Below are 16,384 nucleotides of genomic sequence, written 5' to 3' on the forward strand. Positions count from 1 at the left end.
CTCATGCAGTGGAATATCCCGCGCATTGTCATAGCGGCAACGCAGTCGGGCGGCGGCAAGACGACGCTCGTTACGGGGCTTCTTGCCGCGCTCCGCGCGCGCGGTCTTACGGTACAGTCGTTCAAGGTGGGACCGGACTATATCGACCTCGGTTATCATCGCTTGGCGAGCGGGCGTACCGGGCATAATCTGGATACATGGCTCGTGCCGGAGGCACGGCTGGCGGAGATCTTTGCACGCGAATGTGCGGGCGCTGACATCGCCGTCATCGAGGGCGTCATGGGTCTCTATGACGGCGGGCGGCGCGGCATCAGTTCGACAGCTGCGATAGCCAAGGCGCTGGACGCTCCCGTTCTCCTCGTCATCGACGCAAAGTCCGTCGGAGCATCTGCGGCGGCGACGGCGCTCGGCTTCCGTGTCTATGATGCACGGCTGAACCTCGCGGGCGTACTCCTCAACCGCCTCGGCAGCGAGACGCATGAGGAGATGATTCGCGAGGCAATGGCGGGCATTGATATGCCTGTGTACGGTGTGCTTCGCCGTGACGCTGCGCTCGCTCTGCCGGAGCGTCACCTTGGGCTGACACCTGTGGAGGAAAACGCCGCAGCGGAAACCGTTCGTGCCATAGGGGAGCGCGTGGAGGCGGGGCTTGATCTGGACAGTATTCTGAAGCTTGCCCGTTCTGCTGCACCGCTTGTTCTGCCGCAGTCTGCGCAGCAGAATGCACGCTCCTCCGTGCGCATCGGCGTCGCGCGCGACGAAGCGTTTTCCTTTTACTATGCCGCGAGCCTCGCGGAACTTGAGGCGCACGGTGCGAAAATCATAGCGTTCAGCCCCCTGCATGATGAGGCATTGCCCGATGTGGACGGTGTCCTCATCGGTGGAGGCTTTCCTGAGATGTTTGCGGCGCAGCTCGCCGAAAATGCCTCCATGCGTGCCTCCCTCTGCCATGCGGCGGAAGAGGGGATGCCCATCTATGCCGAATGCGGCGGCTATATGTATCTGATGCAGTCGCTTGTTGACTTCGATGGCGTGGAGCATGCGATGGCGGGCATATTTCCCGCGCGTGCACGCATGACGGAGAAATTGCAGATGGTTGGCTATGTAGAGGCGGAGCAGGCGGTGGATACCGTCCTCGGCTCTGCGGGACTCCTGCTGCACGGGCATGAGTTTCACTTCTCGGTGGAGGAAGCGGAGCGTGCGGCTGATATGGTGCGCCCGTTCACCTTCATCAAGCTGCGCAACGGAGCACGGTACGCGGCGGGCTGTGTCTATAAGAACGTACTTGGGAGCTATCTGCATCTGCATTTCGCAGGTTGTCAGACTGCTGCAGAGAATTTTGTGGAGGCGTGTCGCAGATGGGGCAGATCATTCTCGTGACGGGCGGCGTTCGTTCTGGGAAATCCGCATTCGCCGAGCGCTATGCCGCACACTGTGCCGCCCAAAGTGGGACACGGGTCGCTTATATTGCAACGGCACAGGTTTACGATGCGGAAATGCGCCAGCGCGTTGATCTCCATCAGACACGGCGTCCTGCGGATTGGACGACGTACGAGGCTCCGTTTGATACGGAGGATGCAATTCGCGCGGCAGGTGCGTCGCACGGCGTGCTCCTCTTTGACTGCATTACGATGTTCTTGAGCAATGATATGCTCCAATATCCGGAGGAGGAGCAGGAGCGTGACTCCTTTGCCCTTCATGTGAAGGAGCGGATCGGGGCGCTCATTCGTGCGGCGCAGGATGTGTCTGCGACCACGATTTTCGTCACAAACGAGGTGGGGGCGGGGATCGTGCCGGAGCATCGCCTTGGACGGCTCTACCGCGATATGGCGGGGGTGGCGAATCAGCAGATCGCACGCAGTGCCGCCGAGGTCTACCTTGTCACCTGCGGGATTCCCGTCAATATCAAGAAAATTGCGGAGGCGATCTGATGGCAAAGAGCATCATGCTGATGGGGACGAGCTCCCATGTTGGCAAGAGCATTCTCACAACGGCACTTTGCCGAATCTTCCGGCAGGAGGGGCAGCGTGTCGTGCCGTTCAAGGCGCAGAACATGGCGCTGAACTCATACGTTACGCTCGACGGACGCGAGATGGGGCGTGCGCAGGTCGCACAGGCGGAAGCGGCGGGGCTTGCTCCGATGATCGACATGAATCCCGTGCTCCTGAAACCGACGGGAAACTCCCAGTCGCAGGTCATCATCATGGGAGAGCCGGTCGGCAATATGAGTGCGCGTGAGTATCACAAGGGCTATTCGCTCAAGGCATGGGGCGCGGTCGAGGAAGCCCTTGACCGTCTCCAAGAGGAATATGACCTGCTGGTGATCGAGGGGGCGGGCAGTCCCGCCGAGATCAACCTCAAGGCGAACGATATTGTGAATATGCGTGTGGCAAAACATCTCCGCGCGCCTGTCCTGCTGATCGCGGACATCGACCGCGGCGGAGCGCTTGCCTCTCTCGTCGGAACGCTCGAACTGCTGGATGAGGAGGAGCGTGCTCTCGTCAAGGGGCTTGTCATCAACAAATTTCGCGGCGATGTGACGCTGCTGACCCCCGCGCTTGACTTTCTTGAGGAAAGGACGGGCAAGCCCGTGCTCGGCGTTGTCCCGCACATCGAACAGCTTGGCATTGACGAGGAGGATTCCGTATCGCTCGATGAGAAGCACTATGGGGATGGCGCTGCGTGCAGTGACCAGTTGCGGATCGCCGTCATCCGCACGCCGAAGCTCTCGAACTTCACGGACTTTGATGCGCTCGCCGGCGAGCCGGACGTTGCGCTTTACTATGTGCGTACCCCCGCAGAACTGGGGACGCCTGATCTTATCCTCCTGCCCGGCTCGAAGAATACGACAGAGGATATGATCTACATCCGTGAAACGGGGCTTGAGGCTGCGATACGGGAGCGTGTGGAGGCGGGTGCACCGCTCTTTGGTATATGCGGCGGTTATCAGATGCTCGGCAGAGTGGTACGTGATCCTCTCCATACGGAGTCAGAGCACGATGAGACGGCGGGCTTCGGCTATCTGCCGATCGAGACGACATTTGCGTCCGCGAAGCGGCTGCGGCAGGTCACAGCGACGGCAGATATTTCCTTCTCGGGCGCACGCATTTGTGCAGCGGGACTTCTTGGCTATGAGATCCACATGGGGGAAACGTGCTTTACGGAGGAGATTCATCGTCCGTTCCACATTGTTTCGGCAGGTGGGACGGCGGTGGATGTGCCAGACGGTGCCGTTTCTGCGGATGGTCTCGTCGTGGGAACCTATATGCACGGCATATTCGACGATGATGACTTTCGGAGGAGGATGCTCAACCGCCTGCGTATGCGGCGCGGTTGGGCGGAGATACCCGTGCAGTACCGCTATCGCGAGGCGAAGGAGCGTGCCTACGACCGGCTCGCGGAGTCGGTTCGCGCGAGCCTCGATATGGAGAAGCTGAGGGCGATTGTGGAGGCGTGCAGATGATTCCTGCCTCACTCGCTGCCATGGCGGCGTTCTTTCTCGATACTGTACTCGGCGACCCGCAGTCGCGATGGCATCCGGTTGCCGTGCTTGGTCGCTTCATTTCTTTTTTGGAGCGGCTGCTCTATCCTGCCGATGGAGGCAATCAGCGAAAATTTGCCATGGGCGCGCTCCTGACGCTGCTCGTGCTCTGTATATCCTATGCGGCTGCGGAGGTGCTCCTTCTGGCAGCGCGTGCGCTGCCTGTGGCGTGGGGAGCGGATCTTGTCAGTGTCGTCCTGCTCTATTTCTGTATTTCGCCGCGTATGCTGGCTAAGGCGGGGCAGGAAATCTATGCGCTGCTCGTCAAAGGGGATCTTGCAGCGGCGCGGGAGCGCGTCGGCTATATCGTCGGACGTGATACAGATCGGCTGGATGAGGCAGATGCGGCACGCGCAGCGATTGAAACCGTGGCGGAGAATACCGTGGACGGCGTGATCGCGCCGCTCTTTTTCTTTGCATTTGGCGGTGCTCCGCTCGCCGTGCTCTACCGTGCGGCGAATACGATGGACTCCATGCTTGGCTATAAGAACGAGCGCTATCTTTACTTCGGGCGCATGGCGGCGCGTGTGGACGATGTGCTGAACTACGTGCCCGCCCGACTGACGGGTGTGCTCTTCGTGATGGCGGCATTTCTGTTGGGCTATGACGGGCGAAATGCGCTGAATATGCTCGTGCGCGATGCCGCAGGGCATCCGAGTCCGAACGGCGGTTATGCGGAGGCACCCGTTGCGGGGGCGCTGCACATCCGGCTCGGCGGGGTGAACTACTACTTCGGTGAGCGTCATTTTCGCGCATACATGGGCGATGCGCATATAGATATCTCGACGAAGCACATCCTCGGTGCAATCCGCCTCATGTATACGGTGACCGTGCTCTTTCTGCTCTTTTACTATCTGTTTTTTCTCTACTACAGAGGCATTTCATGAATTCCTTTCTCGTTGGACTCCAATTTCTCACACGGATTCATATTGTACGGCAGACGACATGGACGGCGGAGGATTTTGGGCGCAGTACGCGCTTTTTCCCCCTCGTCGGACTTGTGCTCGGTGTATGCTATGCACTGGCTGCGGGGCTGCTCGTCTACACCGTCGGATTTTTGGGGCTGCGGACGCTGACGGCGGCGCTGCTGCTCATCCTGCCGCTCGTCCTGACGGGCGGGCTGCACGCGGACGGCTTTATGGACACGGCGGACGGCGTGTTCTCTGGGCGGGAGCGGGAGCGCAAGCTTGAGATTATGAAGGACAGCCGTGTCGGCTCATTCGGCGTCGTCTCTTTTGTCCTGCTGATGTTCCTCCAATTTTCCCTGCTTCTCGACATGCACCCGTTTCTGCTCGTGCCCGCCCTCTTTGTTATGCCGATCATCGGCAGATTTGCGATGGTGCTTGCCGTCGCGTGCTTTCCATACGCGCGCGCGGACGGCATGGGCAAGACGTTTGCGGATATGGCGGATCGCAGGACGGTTGTGATTGCTGCGCTGACCACGGCACTGCTCGTTCTGCCGTGCGGTGTGCTCGCATCGGCGGCACTCGTCCTTGGCACCGTATTTGCACTTCTCGTTTGCCGTTGGCTGACGGCTGTTCTCGGCGGTGTGACGGGGGATGTCTACGGTGCTGTGACCGTACTCACGGAAACGCTCGTCCTGGCTGTCTTTTCGCTTGCGTCGGTCAATCCGGATGTTTGGGGGATTTTATGGAGATAATTGCAAAAGCGCCGGCGACCTGCGGCGAACTTGTGGAAGGCGTCCTCGGCGGAATGCCGTTTCTTGTGACCGCACCCATCAGCATGTATGCCGTGGCGACGGTTTCGGATGCGTTCAGCGGCGTGCATGGACTCGGGGAAAAGGCACGCGAGGCGATGGCGCGTACACTCTCCTATATCGGAAAGGATTCCCTGCCGTTTGGCATACGTCTCACATCCGAGATTCCGCAGGGGAAGGGAATGGCGTCCTCCAGTGCTGATATTGCGGCTGTCGCGTACGCCGTTGCGCAGGCGTTTGGGCGAAGGCTTTCGGGAGAAGAGATCATGGCAATCGCGATTGCGATTGAGCCAAGCGATGGCGTTTCCTTCACGGGAATTGCCCATGTCAGTCACATTACGGGAGAACTCTTTTGCCAGTATCCGGATGTGCCGCTCATGTCCGTCTCCATCTTCGATGTGGGCGGGGCTGTTGATACGGTTGCATATTATAAGAGCAAGGGCAATCATGACGATCAGGATGCCGACTATCTGCAGATTATGAGCGTTGTCCGCGAAGCGTTCCACGCACAGGGGCGAGAGCGGGAAATACTGCTTGGACAGGCGGCAACGACGAGTGCTCGGCTGAATCAAAAGCATCTGGAAAAGCCGGACTTGGAGTCGTTCATCACCGCTGCACAGAGGAAGGGGGCTCTCGGAACGCTCGTGGCACACAGTGGGACGGTTGTTGCTGCACTCTGGGCATCGGATCTGAAGTCCATGGATGTGGAGCAGCGAACGCGGGAACTTGCCGCAGCGTTTGCCGGCAGCTATCGCTATATGCGGACGGAGCGGCTCATCTCCGGCGGCGTTGTGTGCGAGATTCGGTCTTGAATGGGAAAAGGGGAGGACTATGACAGAAATTATCATCATCCGGCATGGGGAAACGGAGTGGAACAAGACGGGACGCTTTCAGGGGCACTCGGATGTGCCACTCTCCGCCGAGGGGCGGGCACAGGCGGAGGCGCTCGGGCGGCATCTCGCTCTCGATCATGTGGATGCGATCTATGCGAGTGATCTCATACGTGCGATGGAGACCGCTGCACCGCTTGCCGCACGTTTCGGTCTGACCGTCACGCCTGATCCGCTGCTGCGCGAACTGAATTTTGGAGCGTGGGAGGGGCGCAGTTTCAACGATGTCAACGCAGAACATTCGGACGCGATGAAGCAGTTTTACAACGATCCCGAACATGCCGATATTCCGGAAAGTGAACCGTTTCCGGTCTTTCAAAAGCGTGTCGCGGGACGTGTCCGTGAGATTGTTCGCGCACATCAGGGAAAGCGCATCGTTATCGTTTCGCATGGTGCGTCCATCCGCATCCTGCTTGCCGACATTCTCGCTATGCCGATTCGTTCGATATGGCATGTATCACAGCTCAATACGGCAGTCAACAAAATTCGGTTTGAGGACGATGGATTCGCCATCGTTACGCTGATGAACGACACCTCTCATCTGCGCGCAGGGGATGTGCGATGAATCTTCTTGCCGTGGGGCTTGGCGGCGCAATCGGCGCCGTCTGCCGCTATCTGCTCGGGCAGGTGATCCCCAAACTGGGCAGCGGATTCCCGCTTGGCACATTTGCAGTCAATCTGATCGGCTGCTTTGCCATCGGACTGATTGTCGGCATTGCGGGGAGGTACGGTAATTTGGATCCGCGCCTCGTGCTCTTCCTGCAGACGGGAGTCTGCGGCGGCTTTACAACATTTTCTACGTTTTCGCTCGAAGCATGGAGTCTGATGGAGAAGGGGCAGCTCACAACAGGCATTCTCTATATCGTTTTGAGCGTTGTGTTTGGCATTCTTGCCCTTTTTGCAGCGAAGTACATTGTTAATGGCTGACCAACGGATGACATTTTATTAGTGATTCCATAAATTTTATTTGCGCGTAAGAGATTGGCGTGTTATACTGTTACTCAGATTGTGTGGATGGGATTTTGTATATGCGGATTCGCTGAGAATCAATATACATTGTGGTGAGGTCTATGGAGGTTATTTTAGCTGAGCATCTGGGGTTCTGTTATGGTGTCAAACGTGCCATAGAGATCGCCCGGCAGAATGCCTCTCCGGATGGAATGTCCAGTACGCTTGGTCCGATCATTCATAATCCACAGATGGTGGAGCGCCTAAAAAATGAGGGCGTTGGCACCGTCGGCTCACTTGAGGAGATGGACGATGGTCTTGTCATCATCCGCTCGCATGGAGTGGGACCAAAGGTGTATGAGGAGGCGGAGTCACGCGGTTTAGAACTCGTGGACGCAACGTGTCCGCACGTCAAAAAGGCACAGCTCTCGGCAAAACTGTTATCCGAGGAAGGCTATACAGTGGTGATTGTCGGGGAAAAGGATCATCCGGAGGTCAAGAGTATCTTCGAGTGGACGGCGCGGGATGCCTATATTATCGAGACCGAGGCGGAGGCGAACGATCTTCCGCGCATCGGAAAGCTGGGAATTGTTTCACAGACGACGTTTTCGGGAGATCGCTTTCGGAGTATCGTTTCCTGTCTTTTGGAAAAGTCTCGTGAGATCAAGATCCTGCGCACGATATGCACGGCGACAGATCTGCGTCAGGCGGCGGCTCTGGAGCTTGCCGAAAAGGTTGACGTAATGCTCGTCATCGGCGGCAAGAACAGTGCCAATACGACGCGGCTTGCCCAGCTATGTGCAACAAAGTGTAAAACATACCATATCGAAACTGTGGCAGAACTGCAGGACGAGTGGATGAATGTTAATAAAATTGGTATTACAGCCGGTGCTTCTACACCGGACTGGATTATCAAGGAGGTTTATAAACAGTGTCAGAGCAGAGCATGAAGGAACTTTTGGAACAGGAAGATATGCCCGATATCCAGGAGCGTACGGTTGTCAAAGGGGTCGTTGTTCAGGTATCCCGCGACGAGGCGTATGTCGATATCGGCTATAAGCAGGAAATTCCTGTCTCTAAGAGGGATCTTGCCGTTCCTGCGCCGGACGATGCACGCGATGTCGTGAAGGTCGGCGATGAAATTGATGTTTACATCAAGTCGCTCGGCGGCGACAACGGCGGCAGCCTGTCCAAAGTCGAAGCGGATAAGATGGCGGCTTGGAAGGATATCGAGGAGATCAAAGCCAAGGGTGAGACCGTTGAGGCGAAGATCGCGAAAGAGGTCAAGGGCGGTCTCGTTGCGTACGTCATGGGGCTGCGCGGGTTTATCCCCGCATCCCAGATGGAGCTCCACTTCGTCAAGGATCTTGCAGTCTATGTGGATCAGACGGTTGAGGCGGAGATCATTGAGATCGATGTTCAGAAGCGCCGTCTCGTCCTCTCGCGCCGCAAGCTTCTTGAGCGTGATCGCGCGGAGAAGGAAGAGGCTGTGTTCTCGGCGATTGAGCCGGAGCAGGTTGTGCGCGGTACGGTCAAGCGCCTTGTCGACTACGGTGCATTCATTGACATCGGCGGTGTGGACGGGCTTGCTCATATCTCGGATCTCGCATGGCACCGTGTAAAGCATCCGTCCGAGGTGCTCGAGGTCGGACAGGAACTCGATGTCTTTGTCAAGAGTGTCGACCGCGATGCAAAGCGCATCTCCCTCTCGGTGAAGGATACGCTTCCGGATCCGTGGGTCGAGAAGGCGGAGCAGTACGCCGAGGGCGACTTCATCGAGGGCAAGATCATCAAACTGACGGACTTCGGTGCGTTTATGGAGATCGAGCCGGGCTTTGACGGTCTTATCCCGATGGGCGAGCTTGCTGAAAAGCGCATTGAGCGTGCAGATGAGGCAGTTCATACGGGCGATGTCGTGACGGTCAAGGTGCTCCGCATTGATACGAAGCGCAAGCGTATCTCGCTGTCGATCACGAAGGCGAAGCGCGATGCAGATGCGGCGGAGGTCAAGAAGTACGTGGACGAGCATCAGTCGGAAAAGGCTGAGGCGAGCGATAACACGGAGGGACAAGTCGAGGCACATCTCGATTGGCTGAAGTAAGTTTGTACTGCGGGTTTATTTCATAGAGTACGAAGGAGTGATGTATGTCACTCCTTTTTTATTTCAGCGGTGCTACCTCATTTGCCTTCTTGCACATCGTTGCCTTCTTTGCTAAAATAAGGAAGGAATCAAAGGCGATCTGCGCGTCGGCGTCTCTGAAGAGGCGCAGGCGCATTTCTTTTGCTGATGGTATGGGGGAGAGATAGCTGTTATGTTCGCGAGGTTGAGGCGTGATATTCGCGTTGTCTTTGAACGTGACCCTGCGGCGCGGAGTACGATTGAGGTGCTGCTCTGTTACGGCGGACTGCATGCCATCTGGCTGCATCGTATTGCACACGCGCTCTACATACGCGGCTGGGTGATCGTCCCGCGCCTGATCTCCAATTTTGGGCGTTTCCTGACGGGCATTGAGATCCATCCCGGTGCGACGATTGGCGAGGGGCTTTTCATCGACCACGGTACGGGCATCGTCATCGGGGAGACGGCAGAGCTTGGGCGAAATGTTACCCTCTATCAGGGGGTGACACTCGGCGGAACGGGTAAGGAAAAGGGCAAGCGCCATCCGACGCTCGGCAACAATGTCGTTGTCGCCTCGGGTGCGAAGGTGCTCGGCTCCTTCACCGTGGGCGATCACGCGAAGATCGGCGCGGGCTCCGTCGTACTGCGTCCTGTCCCTGCTCATGCAACGGTGGTCGGCATTCCGGGGCGCATTGTCGTGATGAATGGACAGCGCGTCCGCACGGAGGCGGACTTTCACAGAGCGCGGGAGCTCTCCATCGAGTATGGAGAGAGTGCAGAGGAGCTTGCAAGCGAGTTGGATGTCGATCTTGATCACGATATGCTGCCCGATCCCGAGGCGGAGATGATCGAGGCGATGCGCCATGAGATCGAGATGCTGAAGGAACGCCTTTCCAAACTGGAAGAACGAAAGTAGGAGTTGTTATGCTTACCGTATACAATACAATGACGCGAAAAAAGGAAGAGTTCCATCCGCTGCGCGCGGGGGAGGTCAGTATCTACTGCTGCGGCGTGACGCCGTACAATGATCCGCACATCGGGAATGCACGCCCCTTTGTCACATGGGATGTCATTCGCCGCTATCTTGCACGCAAGGGGTACGCTGTGCGCTACATCCAGAACTTTACGGATGTGGACGACAAGATCATCAATGCCGCAAACCGCGAGGGTGTGACGTGGAAGGAGATCTCCGACCGCTATATCACCGCGTATTTCAAGGCGATGGATGCCCTCAACGTACGCCGTGCCGATGTGTTTCCGCGCGTCTCCGAGACGATGGAGGACATCCAGCGTATGATCGAGAAGCTGGTCACGCGCGGCTACGCATACGTGACGGAAGCGGGGGATGTCTACTACCGTGTGGAGGCCTTTGCACGCTACGGCTGCCTCAGCGGGCGCAGTCTTGACGATATGGAGGCAGGCGCGCGCGTCGAGGTCAACGAGACGAAGGAGAACCCGATGGACTTTGCCCTCTGGAAGGCGGCGAAGCCTGGCGAACCCTCGTGGGAGAGTCCGTGGGGGCAGGGGCGTCCCGGCTGGCACATCGAGTGCTCGGCGATGTCCGTGAAATATCTCGGCGAGGTTTTTGACTTCCATGGCGGCGGCAACGATCTCATCTTCCCGCACCATGAGAACGAGATTGCACAGGCGGAGCCGTGCATTGACGGCGATGAGAAGTTTGCACGCTATTGGCTGCACAACGGATTCATCACGATCGACAACGAGAAGATGTCGAAGTCGAAGAACAACTTCTTTACGGTGAAGGACATCCTCAAGGAGTTCCCGGGCGAGGTCATTCGCTTCTTCATCCTCCAGACGCATTACCGCAGTCCGCTCGACTTTAGCGACGAGCGGCTGCGCGAGGCACAGACGGCACTTGATCGTCTGCGCAATGCGAATGAAGTGATTACAGAGCTCTTGCAGCGTGAGGGGGCTTCGGATACGGCGGCGGAGCTGGCGGCGCAGGCGGAGTCGTTCTTGCGGGACTTCGATGCGGCGATGGACGATGACTTCAACACGGCGCTTGCGATCAGTCAGATGTTTGGCCTTGCGAAGGAGATCAACCGCTACCATCAGGAGGTGGAGCGCGGCGCAGCATTTGACGCAGTGAACTTCAAAAAGGCAGCGGATGCCTATCGCGCAATGGCGGCGATCATCGGCATCTTTGAGCAGGAGGAAGCATCGACGGACGACGGGCTTACCGATGCGCTGATGGAACTCATCATCGGCATCCGACAGGAGGCGCGCGCAGCGAAGAACTGGGCAGTCGCGGATAAGATTCGCGACGGACTCAAGGAGGCGGGCGTCGTACTTGAGGACACGCCGACGGGCGTGCGCTGGAAGCGCGCATGAAGTTTGAACGATTTCAGCAGCTCGTGCGTATGATGTTCCTGCCGGATGAGGCGGGCAATATCCGCACGCGCTATGAGAACGTGGATGCAGCGAATATACATCCGCTCGTTCTCGCATACATAGGCGATGCCTACTTTCACCTTTACGTGCGTATGCGCCTCCTCTCCTACGAGCAGACACAGGTGCAGGCACTTCATGCGTTCAGTGCGCAGATCGTCTCCGCGCTCTGGCAGGCGCGTGCCTATCGCGGTATTTCGGATATGCTCACGGAGGAGGAGCAGACGATCTATCGGCGCGCACGCAATACGAAGAGCCATGCGCCGCGCAGTGCGTCCGTTGCGGACTATCACGCGAGCACGGGCTTTGAGGCGCTGCTCGGGAGCCTTTACATCCGCGCGGAGCACGAGCGCCTTGAGGAGATCACGGAGGCAGCGTTTCAGATCATCGCGAAAGAGATGATGAATCAGCAGGAGCAACAACATGGAAATTAAACTGATTTCAAAGACACCGAACTACCTCAAAACCTGCTGGACGGCGGCGCGGACGTGCTACAGCGCGGACTCTCCGATTGAACTCCTCACCGAGGAGAAGACGGATGAAGAGATGCTGCGTCTCTTAGAGCGCATTATGACGAGCAAGCATCTCTCGGTGGTGGAGCACTGCTCCATGACCTTTGCCGTCAAGGATGTCTCGCGTACCCTGCTTGCGCAGTACAGCCGCCATCGCATCGGTGTCTCGCTGAGCGTGCAGAGCCAACGCTATGTCTCCGAGCAGTCCGCAAAGCAGGCGGACGGACTCTTTGGGCATGTCGTTCCGCAGACGGTTGCAGATAACGAGAACGCATACACGCGCTATATGGCGTGCATGCGTGAGATCCAACAGGCGTATGACGATTTGCTTGCAATGGGCGTTGCAAAGCAGGATGCACGCTTCGTGCTGCCGGGCGGTGTGTGCACGAATTTTGTCACGACACTCAACCTGCGCTCCTTTATGGATGTGTATGAGAAGCGCGTCCTGACCCCCGGTGCACAGTGGGAGATCAAGGAGATGATGCTCCGTATGCGCGACCTCATTGTTGCGGCAGAGCCGTGGTTGGAGCGCTTTATCCCACGCGGATGATAGGGGAGGGCGAACAATGAAAGGGAAAGCGGAGCGCACTGAAAAGCGTACCGAAAAACACAGGGAAAAACGTACTGAGAAAATTGCAGAGGAGCGCACATCGGAGCAGCCATCTCATGTTTTGGCGGGACGCCACGCCATTGTGGAGGCAATCAAGGCGGGGCGCGGTATCAATCGTATCCTGCTCGCGGACGGTCTGCATGGGAACTCTGTACACGAACTGCGCGATCTTGCGCGTGAGCATGGCATTGCGGTGGACACCGTTGGACGCGCAAAGCTGGATGCCGCCGTGCCCGAAGGGGTACGCCATCAGGGAGCGCTCGCTTATGTCGCGCCCGTCGCATACGTTGCCGTCGAGGAGATCATTGCGGGGGCGCGAGAGCGCGGCGAGGATCCACTGCTGCTGCTGCTCGACGGCATCGAGGATCCGCAGAATTTGGGGGCGCTTCTCCGCACGGCAGATGCGGCGGGCGTGCATGGGATCCTTCTGCCGCGCCGCCACAGCGTTCCACTGACGGAGACCGTCGCACGCATTTCGGCGGGGGCACTTGAGTATGTTCCCGTGGCGCGCATCGGCAATATCGCGCAGACCATGCGTGCACTCAAGGAGCAGGGGTTCTGGATTGCGGGCGCGGATATGGCAGGAGAGGAGACGTATGACCGTGCGAACCTCACGGGTGCGCTCGTCCTCGTCATCGGCAGTGAGGGGCGTGGCATGAGCCGCCTCACGCGCGATCTCTGTGACTTCACCGTGCGGCTGCCGATGCGCGGGAAGATCAACTCGCTCAACGCCTCGGTTGCGGGTGCGATTCTGATGTATGAGGCGCTGCGCCAGCGCACGGCAAAGGCTGCGGTGCGGCATGGCTAGACAGCGCGAGAGCGAATACTATCTCGTCGACGGCTATAATGTCATCAACGCATGGCCGGAGCTCATGCGCCTGCGCGGCAATCTCGACGAGGCACGCGATGTCCTCGTACACATTCTCACGGAGTACGGCGCGTTTGAGAACTACGAGATGACCGTCGTATTCGATGCGTTCTTTACCGAGGATGAGGAGCACGAACTGCAGACCAGTGACCGCATGCGCGTCATCTACACGGGGGCGGGCGAGACGGCAGACAGCTGCATCGAGCGCCTTGCATACACAGCGGTGCGTGAGGGGCGTGAGGTGCACGTCGTCACATCCGACGGTGCAGAGCAGAGCGTTATTCTCGGCGCGGGTGCCTACCGTATCACCTCGCGCGAGCTGCGCCGCTCCGTGAAGAAGGCGAAGAAACAAATGAAGGCGGAGTTTATGAATCCGCACATTCAGCCGCTTGCACGCAGCGAACTGCACGAGCGCATCGACCGCGACACCCTTGCGCGTCTTGAGGAGCTGCGGCGTAGGAAATAGAAGAACGAAAGAAATGAGTCTTCTTAGGGATACGCAATCAACGCAGTTTTATCAACAATTTTCAAGAAAAAAACGACCATGTGGACGCAAAATCCTGCATGGTCGTTGCTTTATTTGGAAGAAAGATAATGAGAGTGCATCTCAAAAATCACTTGAAATTTCTGCTCCGGCGAGTGATAGATAGACATGGAAAACCACACCACTACAAAGGAGGACAACACCATTGAACGCAAGTACAATGTGAGCGGAGCAGACCGTAAGCGGCTTGCCAAAGTTATCGGAGATGCTCTGGGAATCAGACCCAAATACATGGGGACACCGAGCTTTGCCTTTCAGATTGGCGGCTACGAGATCGGTAAGCACGGCGTGCTGATTTTCGAGAAGGATGAGCAGACGGCAAGTGTCCTCGCAGCCGTCGAAGCAGCAGGATTCATGGTAGAGCAGTCCGAAGGGGACGTTCTCACTGACGGCAGTAAGAAAGATGCTGAGGAGATTCCGCAGGAGGAGGGGACACAGATTACGGGGATTGAAGCGATGGCGCAGACAACCGGGGAACACATCATGGAGGAATCGGGCTGCCGCGCATAGAACTGACACTATCAACGGGGAAGATGCTCGCTATCAGAGCTGTGGGAGAGAAAGCTGTGTTCTCAATCACACAAAAGCCCATCGGCAATAAGCTGATGGGCTTACTTGGCTTCAATCTGTTGCTTCATAGGCAGAATATCGAAGGTAAGAACCTTCTTGTGTTCTTGTCCGACAACATACAGATTCGGATTGTCATCCCGCTCTGTTATCACAATATAGGACATGGGAGCATAGATGTCGGACTTTGGGGATTCCCGCGTCAAGAACAAATGCAGGTACAGTTTGCGTTCTTTTTCATGTATGAGAAAGGTAGCCTGAATGCGTGTACCTCCTGCCCGTTCCGGGTAGAACCGAAACACAGCACCGTGTTCCATCAGATGCCCGATCAGAGTGAAATGCTCCATGCGGTGCTTTGCTCTGGCGAATCCGGAACGATTCATGTCTTTGAGTCTCTGTATAGTCAATTCCCCGGAGCGTATGCGCTCGTAGCCGCTCCTGCCGATATAGCGGCGATTATTCGTAATGTGTTGGATGCCAAGCAGATGGCAGAGTGCTTCTCGATAGAAGATAACCTGCAGCACCGTGCCGTTCGTTAGGCTGTACTGAAAGACCCTGTCACATAAGTTTTGCTCATAATATTGTTGTATCTGCTGTAAATCCGTCATACCGCACCGATTTCCATCACAAAGAAAAGTAGAGAGAACTGCCGAAACAATTCTCTCTACTTCCGAGCAGCGGCGAGTTTCCCTACCCTCGCCGACGGTCAACTCCGCTGTATCTTTATTGTCCCCAAACGGAAGGGATGGCCATAGCCGCTCGTAACAGCCATATATTCTCTTAATCTAAAGATACATGATGGCATCTTCTCTGTCAAGGATTTTCTTGGGGAAACTTATTTTGAATGACGCCCCACTATCGTCAAAAGGGATGGTAATATCGGCAGCCGTACCAAAACACAATCAAGGATTCCTCTAAAATCAGAGTGTATGAGTTTTCGCAATTTGGAGGAGGAATCCACATGAGCAATATCTATGGTTATATTCGTGTATCTACCATTACGCAGAGGGATGATCGCCAGTGGTTGGCAATGGAGAGTTTTGGCATTCCAAAGGAATGTATTTTCGTGGACAAACAGAGCGGGAAGGGCTTCGATCGTCCTGCTTACACTGAGATGATGGCTGCAATCAAGCCCGGCGATACGGTCGTGGTTAAGAGCCTCGACCGTCTTGGGCGCAACTACGACGAGATGATGAAACAGCTTGACATCATCACCAAGCAGAAGGATGCCGCCATCGTGGTTATTGATCTGCCGCTTTTGGATACACGGAACAAGTACGGTGACGATCTAACTGCAAAACTCATTTCGAATCTTGTTATCCAAGTGTTCTCCTACGTTGCCGAAACGGAGCGCAATATGAACCATCAGCGGAGGATGGAGGGACTGGCGGCAGCACGGGCGAGAGGTGTGAAGTTCGGCAGAAAGCCGATAGAGAAGCCTGATGGGTACGAAGCCCTCCGTGAGCAGTGGGAGAACAGTGAAATCTCTGCCCGTAAGGCTGCTGTGGCTCTGGGCGTGTCCACACCAACTTTTCTTAAATGGGTTAGGGAGTCAGCCGATGAGTAACTGTAAAAAATGCCATCGTTATTTTACGCCCACCGAATCCTTGATTTGCGCCCAATTTGAGCTTAACCTACCTACATTTTTCTGCATAAGTT

General features: G+C 56.8%; 19 protein-coding genes. 18 read left to right on the forward strand and 1 reads right to left on the reverse strand.

Annotated features, from left to right (window positions below):
- The first annotated feature begins 3 nt into the window (after window positions 1–3).
- The 17 genes from C8273_RS11480 (at window position 4) to C8273_RS11560 (ending at window position 14,668) form a co-directional block, all read left to right on the forward strand.
- Window positions 4–1,380 carry a cobyrinate a,c-diamide synthase gene (locus tag C8273_RS11480; protein ID WP_106627844.1) on the forward strand — a complete coding sequence of 459 codons (1,377 nt, stop codon included), beginning with the start codon at window positions 4–6 and terminating at the stop codon, window positions 1,378–1,380.
- On the forward strand, window positions 1,359–1,931 hold the full coding sequence (gene cobU / locus C8273_RS11485) for a bifunctional adenosylcobinamide kinase/adenosylcobinamide-phosphate guanylyltransferase (RefSeq protein WP_106627845.1): 573 nt from the start codon (window positions 1,359–1,361) through the stop codon (window positions 1,929–1,931). Before C8273_RS11480 ends, cobU begins: the two co-directional genes overlap by 22 nt.
- On the forward strand, window positions 1,931–3,463 hold the full coding sequence (locus tag C8273_RS11490) for a cobyric acid synthase (RefSeq protein WP_106627846.1): 1,533 nt from the start codon (window positions 1,931–1,933) through the stop codon (window positions 3,461–3,463). The genes cobU and C8273_RS11490 overlap by 1 nt, the downstream gene beginning before the upstream one ends.
- On the forward strand, window positions 3,460–4,428 hold the full coding sequence (gene cbiB, locus C8273_RS11495; RefSeq protein WP_106627847.1) for an adenosylcobinamide-phosphate synthase CbiB: 969 nt from the start codon (window positions 3,460–3,462) through the stop codon (window positions 4,426–4,428). Before C8273_RS11490 ends, cbiB begins: the two co-directional genes overlap by 4 nt.
- Window positions 4,425–5,201: an adenosylcobinamide-GDP ribazoletransferase gene (gene cobS, locus C8273_RS11500; RefSeq protein WP_106627848.1), complete on the forward strand. Its 777-nt coding sequence runs from the start codon at window positions 4,425–4,427 to the stop codon at window positions 5,199–5,201. Before cbiB ends, cobS begins: the two co-directional genes overlap by 4 nt.
- On the forward strand, window positions 5,192–6,070 hold the full coding sequence (locus tag C8273_RS11505; RefSeq protein WP_106627849.1) for a GHMP family kinase ATP-binding protein: 879 nt from the start codon (window positions 5,192–5,194) through the stop codon (window positions 6,068–6,070). Before cobS ends, C8273_RS11505 begins: the two co-directional genes overlap by 10 nt.
- Before the next feature lie 19 nt (window positions 6,071–6,089).
- Window positions 6,090–6,713: a histidine phosphatase family protein gene (locus C8273_RS11510; protein WP_106627850.1), complete on the forward strand. Its 624-nt coding sequence runs from the start codon at window positions 6,090–6,092 to the stop codon at window positions 6,711–6,713.
- Window positions 6,710–7,075, forward strand: a complete 366-nt coding sequence (gene crcB, locus C8273_RS11515) for a fluoride efflux transporter CrcB (protein ID WP_106627851.1) — start codon at window positions 6,710–6,712, stop codon at window positions 7,073–7,075. Before C8273_RS11510 ends, crcB begins: the two co-directional genes overlap by 4 nt.
- A 143-nt stretch (window positions 7,076–7,218) precedes the next feature.
- A complete protein-coding gene (ispH, locus tag C8273_RS11520) occupies window positions 7,219–8,046 on the forward strand; it encodes a 4-hydroxy-3-methylbut-2-enyl diphosphate reductase (RefSeq protein ID WP_106627852.1) in 828 nt (275 codons plus the stop codon).
- Entirely contained in the window at window positions 8,043–9,197 is a 1,155-nt protein-coding gene (rpsA, locus tag C8273_RS11525; RefSeq protein ID WP_106627853.1) for a 30S ribosomal protein S1, read from the forward strand. Before ispH ends, rpsA begins: the two co-directional genes overlap by 4 nt.
- 211 nt (window positions 9,198–9,408) lie before the next feature.
- Window positions 9,409–10,131 carry a serine O-acetyltransferase gene (gene cysE, locus C8273_RS11530; RefSeq protein WP_106627854.1) on the forward strand — a complete coding sequence of 241 codons (723 nt, stop codon included), beginning with the start codon at window positions 9,409–9,411 and terminating at the stop codon, window positions 10,129–10,131.
- A gap of 8 nt (window positions 10,132–10,139) precedes the next feature.
- The gene (gene cysS / locus C8273_RS11535; protein WP_106627855.1) at window positions 10,140–11,567 is read left to right on the forward strand and encodes a cysteine--tRNA ligase; all 1,428 of its coding nucleotides are present in this window, start codon (window positions 10,140–10,142) and stop codon (window positions 11,565–11,567) included.
- Window positions 11,564–12,058, forward strand: a complete 495-nt coding sequence (locus C8273_RS11540) for a Mini-ribonuclease 3 (RefSeq protein WP_106627856.1) — start codon at window positions 11,564–11,566, stop codon at window positions 12,056–12,058. Before cysS ends, C8273_RS11540 begins: the two co-directional genes overlap by 4 nt.
- A complete protein-coding gene (thyX, locus tag C8273_RS11545) occupies window positions 12,048–12,686 on the forward strand; it encodes an FAD-dependent thymidylate synthase (protein WP_106627857.1) in 639 nt (212 codons plus the stop codon). The genes C8273_RS11540 and thyX overlap by 11 nt, the downstream gene beginning before the upstream one ends.
- A 16-nt stretch (window positions 12,687–12,702) precedes the next feature.
- Window positions 12,703–13,554, forward strand: coding sequence for a 23S rRNA (guanosine(2251)-2'-O)-methyltransferase RlmB (gene rlmB / locus C8273_RS11550; RefSeq protein WP_106627858.1), 852 nt, complete (start codon window positions 12,703–12,705; stop codon window positions 13,552–13,554).
- Window positions 13,547–14,080 carry an NYN domain-containing protein gene (locus C8273_RS11555; RefSeq protein WP_106627859.1) on the forward strand — a complete coding sequence of 178 codons (534 nt, stop codon included), beginning with the start codon at window positions 13,547–13,549 and terminating at the stop codon, window positions 14,078–14,080. Before rlmB ends, C8273_RS11555 begins: the two co-directional genes overlap by 8 nt.
- A gap of 186 nt (window positions 14,081–14,266) precedes the next feature.
- On the forward strand, window positions 14,267–14,668 hold the full coding sequence (locus C8273_RS11560) for a hypothetical protein (RefSeq protein ID WP_234344079.1): 402 nt from the start codon (window positions 14,267–14,269) through the stop codon (window positions 14,666–14,668).
- A 101-nt stretch (window positions 14,669–14,769) separates the two neighbouring features.
- Here C8273_RS11560 and C8273_RS13520 read toward each other — a convergent pair whose 3' ends face one another.
- Window positions 14,770–15,333, reverse strand: a complete 564-nt coding sequence (locus C8273_RS13520; protein ID WP_106627860.1) for a PBECR4 domain-containing protein — start codon at window positions 15,331–15,333, stop codon at window positions 14,770–14,772.
- Window positions 15,334–15,686: 353 nt separating this feature from the next.
- On the opposite strand from C8273_RS13520, the gene C8273_RS11570 reads away from it, so the two are divergent.
- The gene (locus tag C8273_RS11570) at window positions 15,687–16,292 is read left to right on the forward strand and encodes a recombinase family protein (RefSeq protein WP_106627861.1); all 606 of its coding nucleotides are present in this window, start codon (window positions 15,687–15,689) and stop codon (window positions 16,290–16,292) included.
- The last annotated feature ends 92 nt before the right edge of the window (window positions 16,293–16,384 follow it).

It is taken from the genome of Candidatus Centipeda massiliensis (assembly GCF_900290285.1).
Taxonomy (GTDB): Bacteria; Bacillota; Negativicutes; order Selenomonadales; family Selenomonadaceae; genus Centipeda; species Centipeda massiliensis.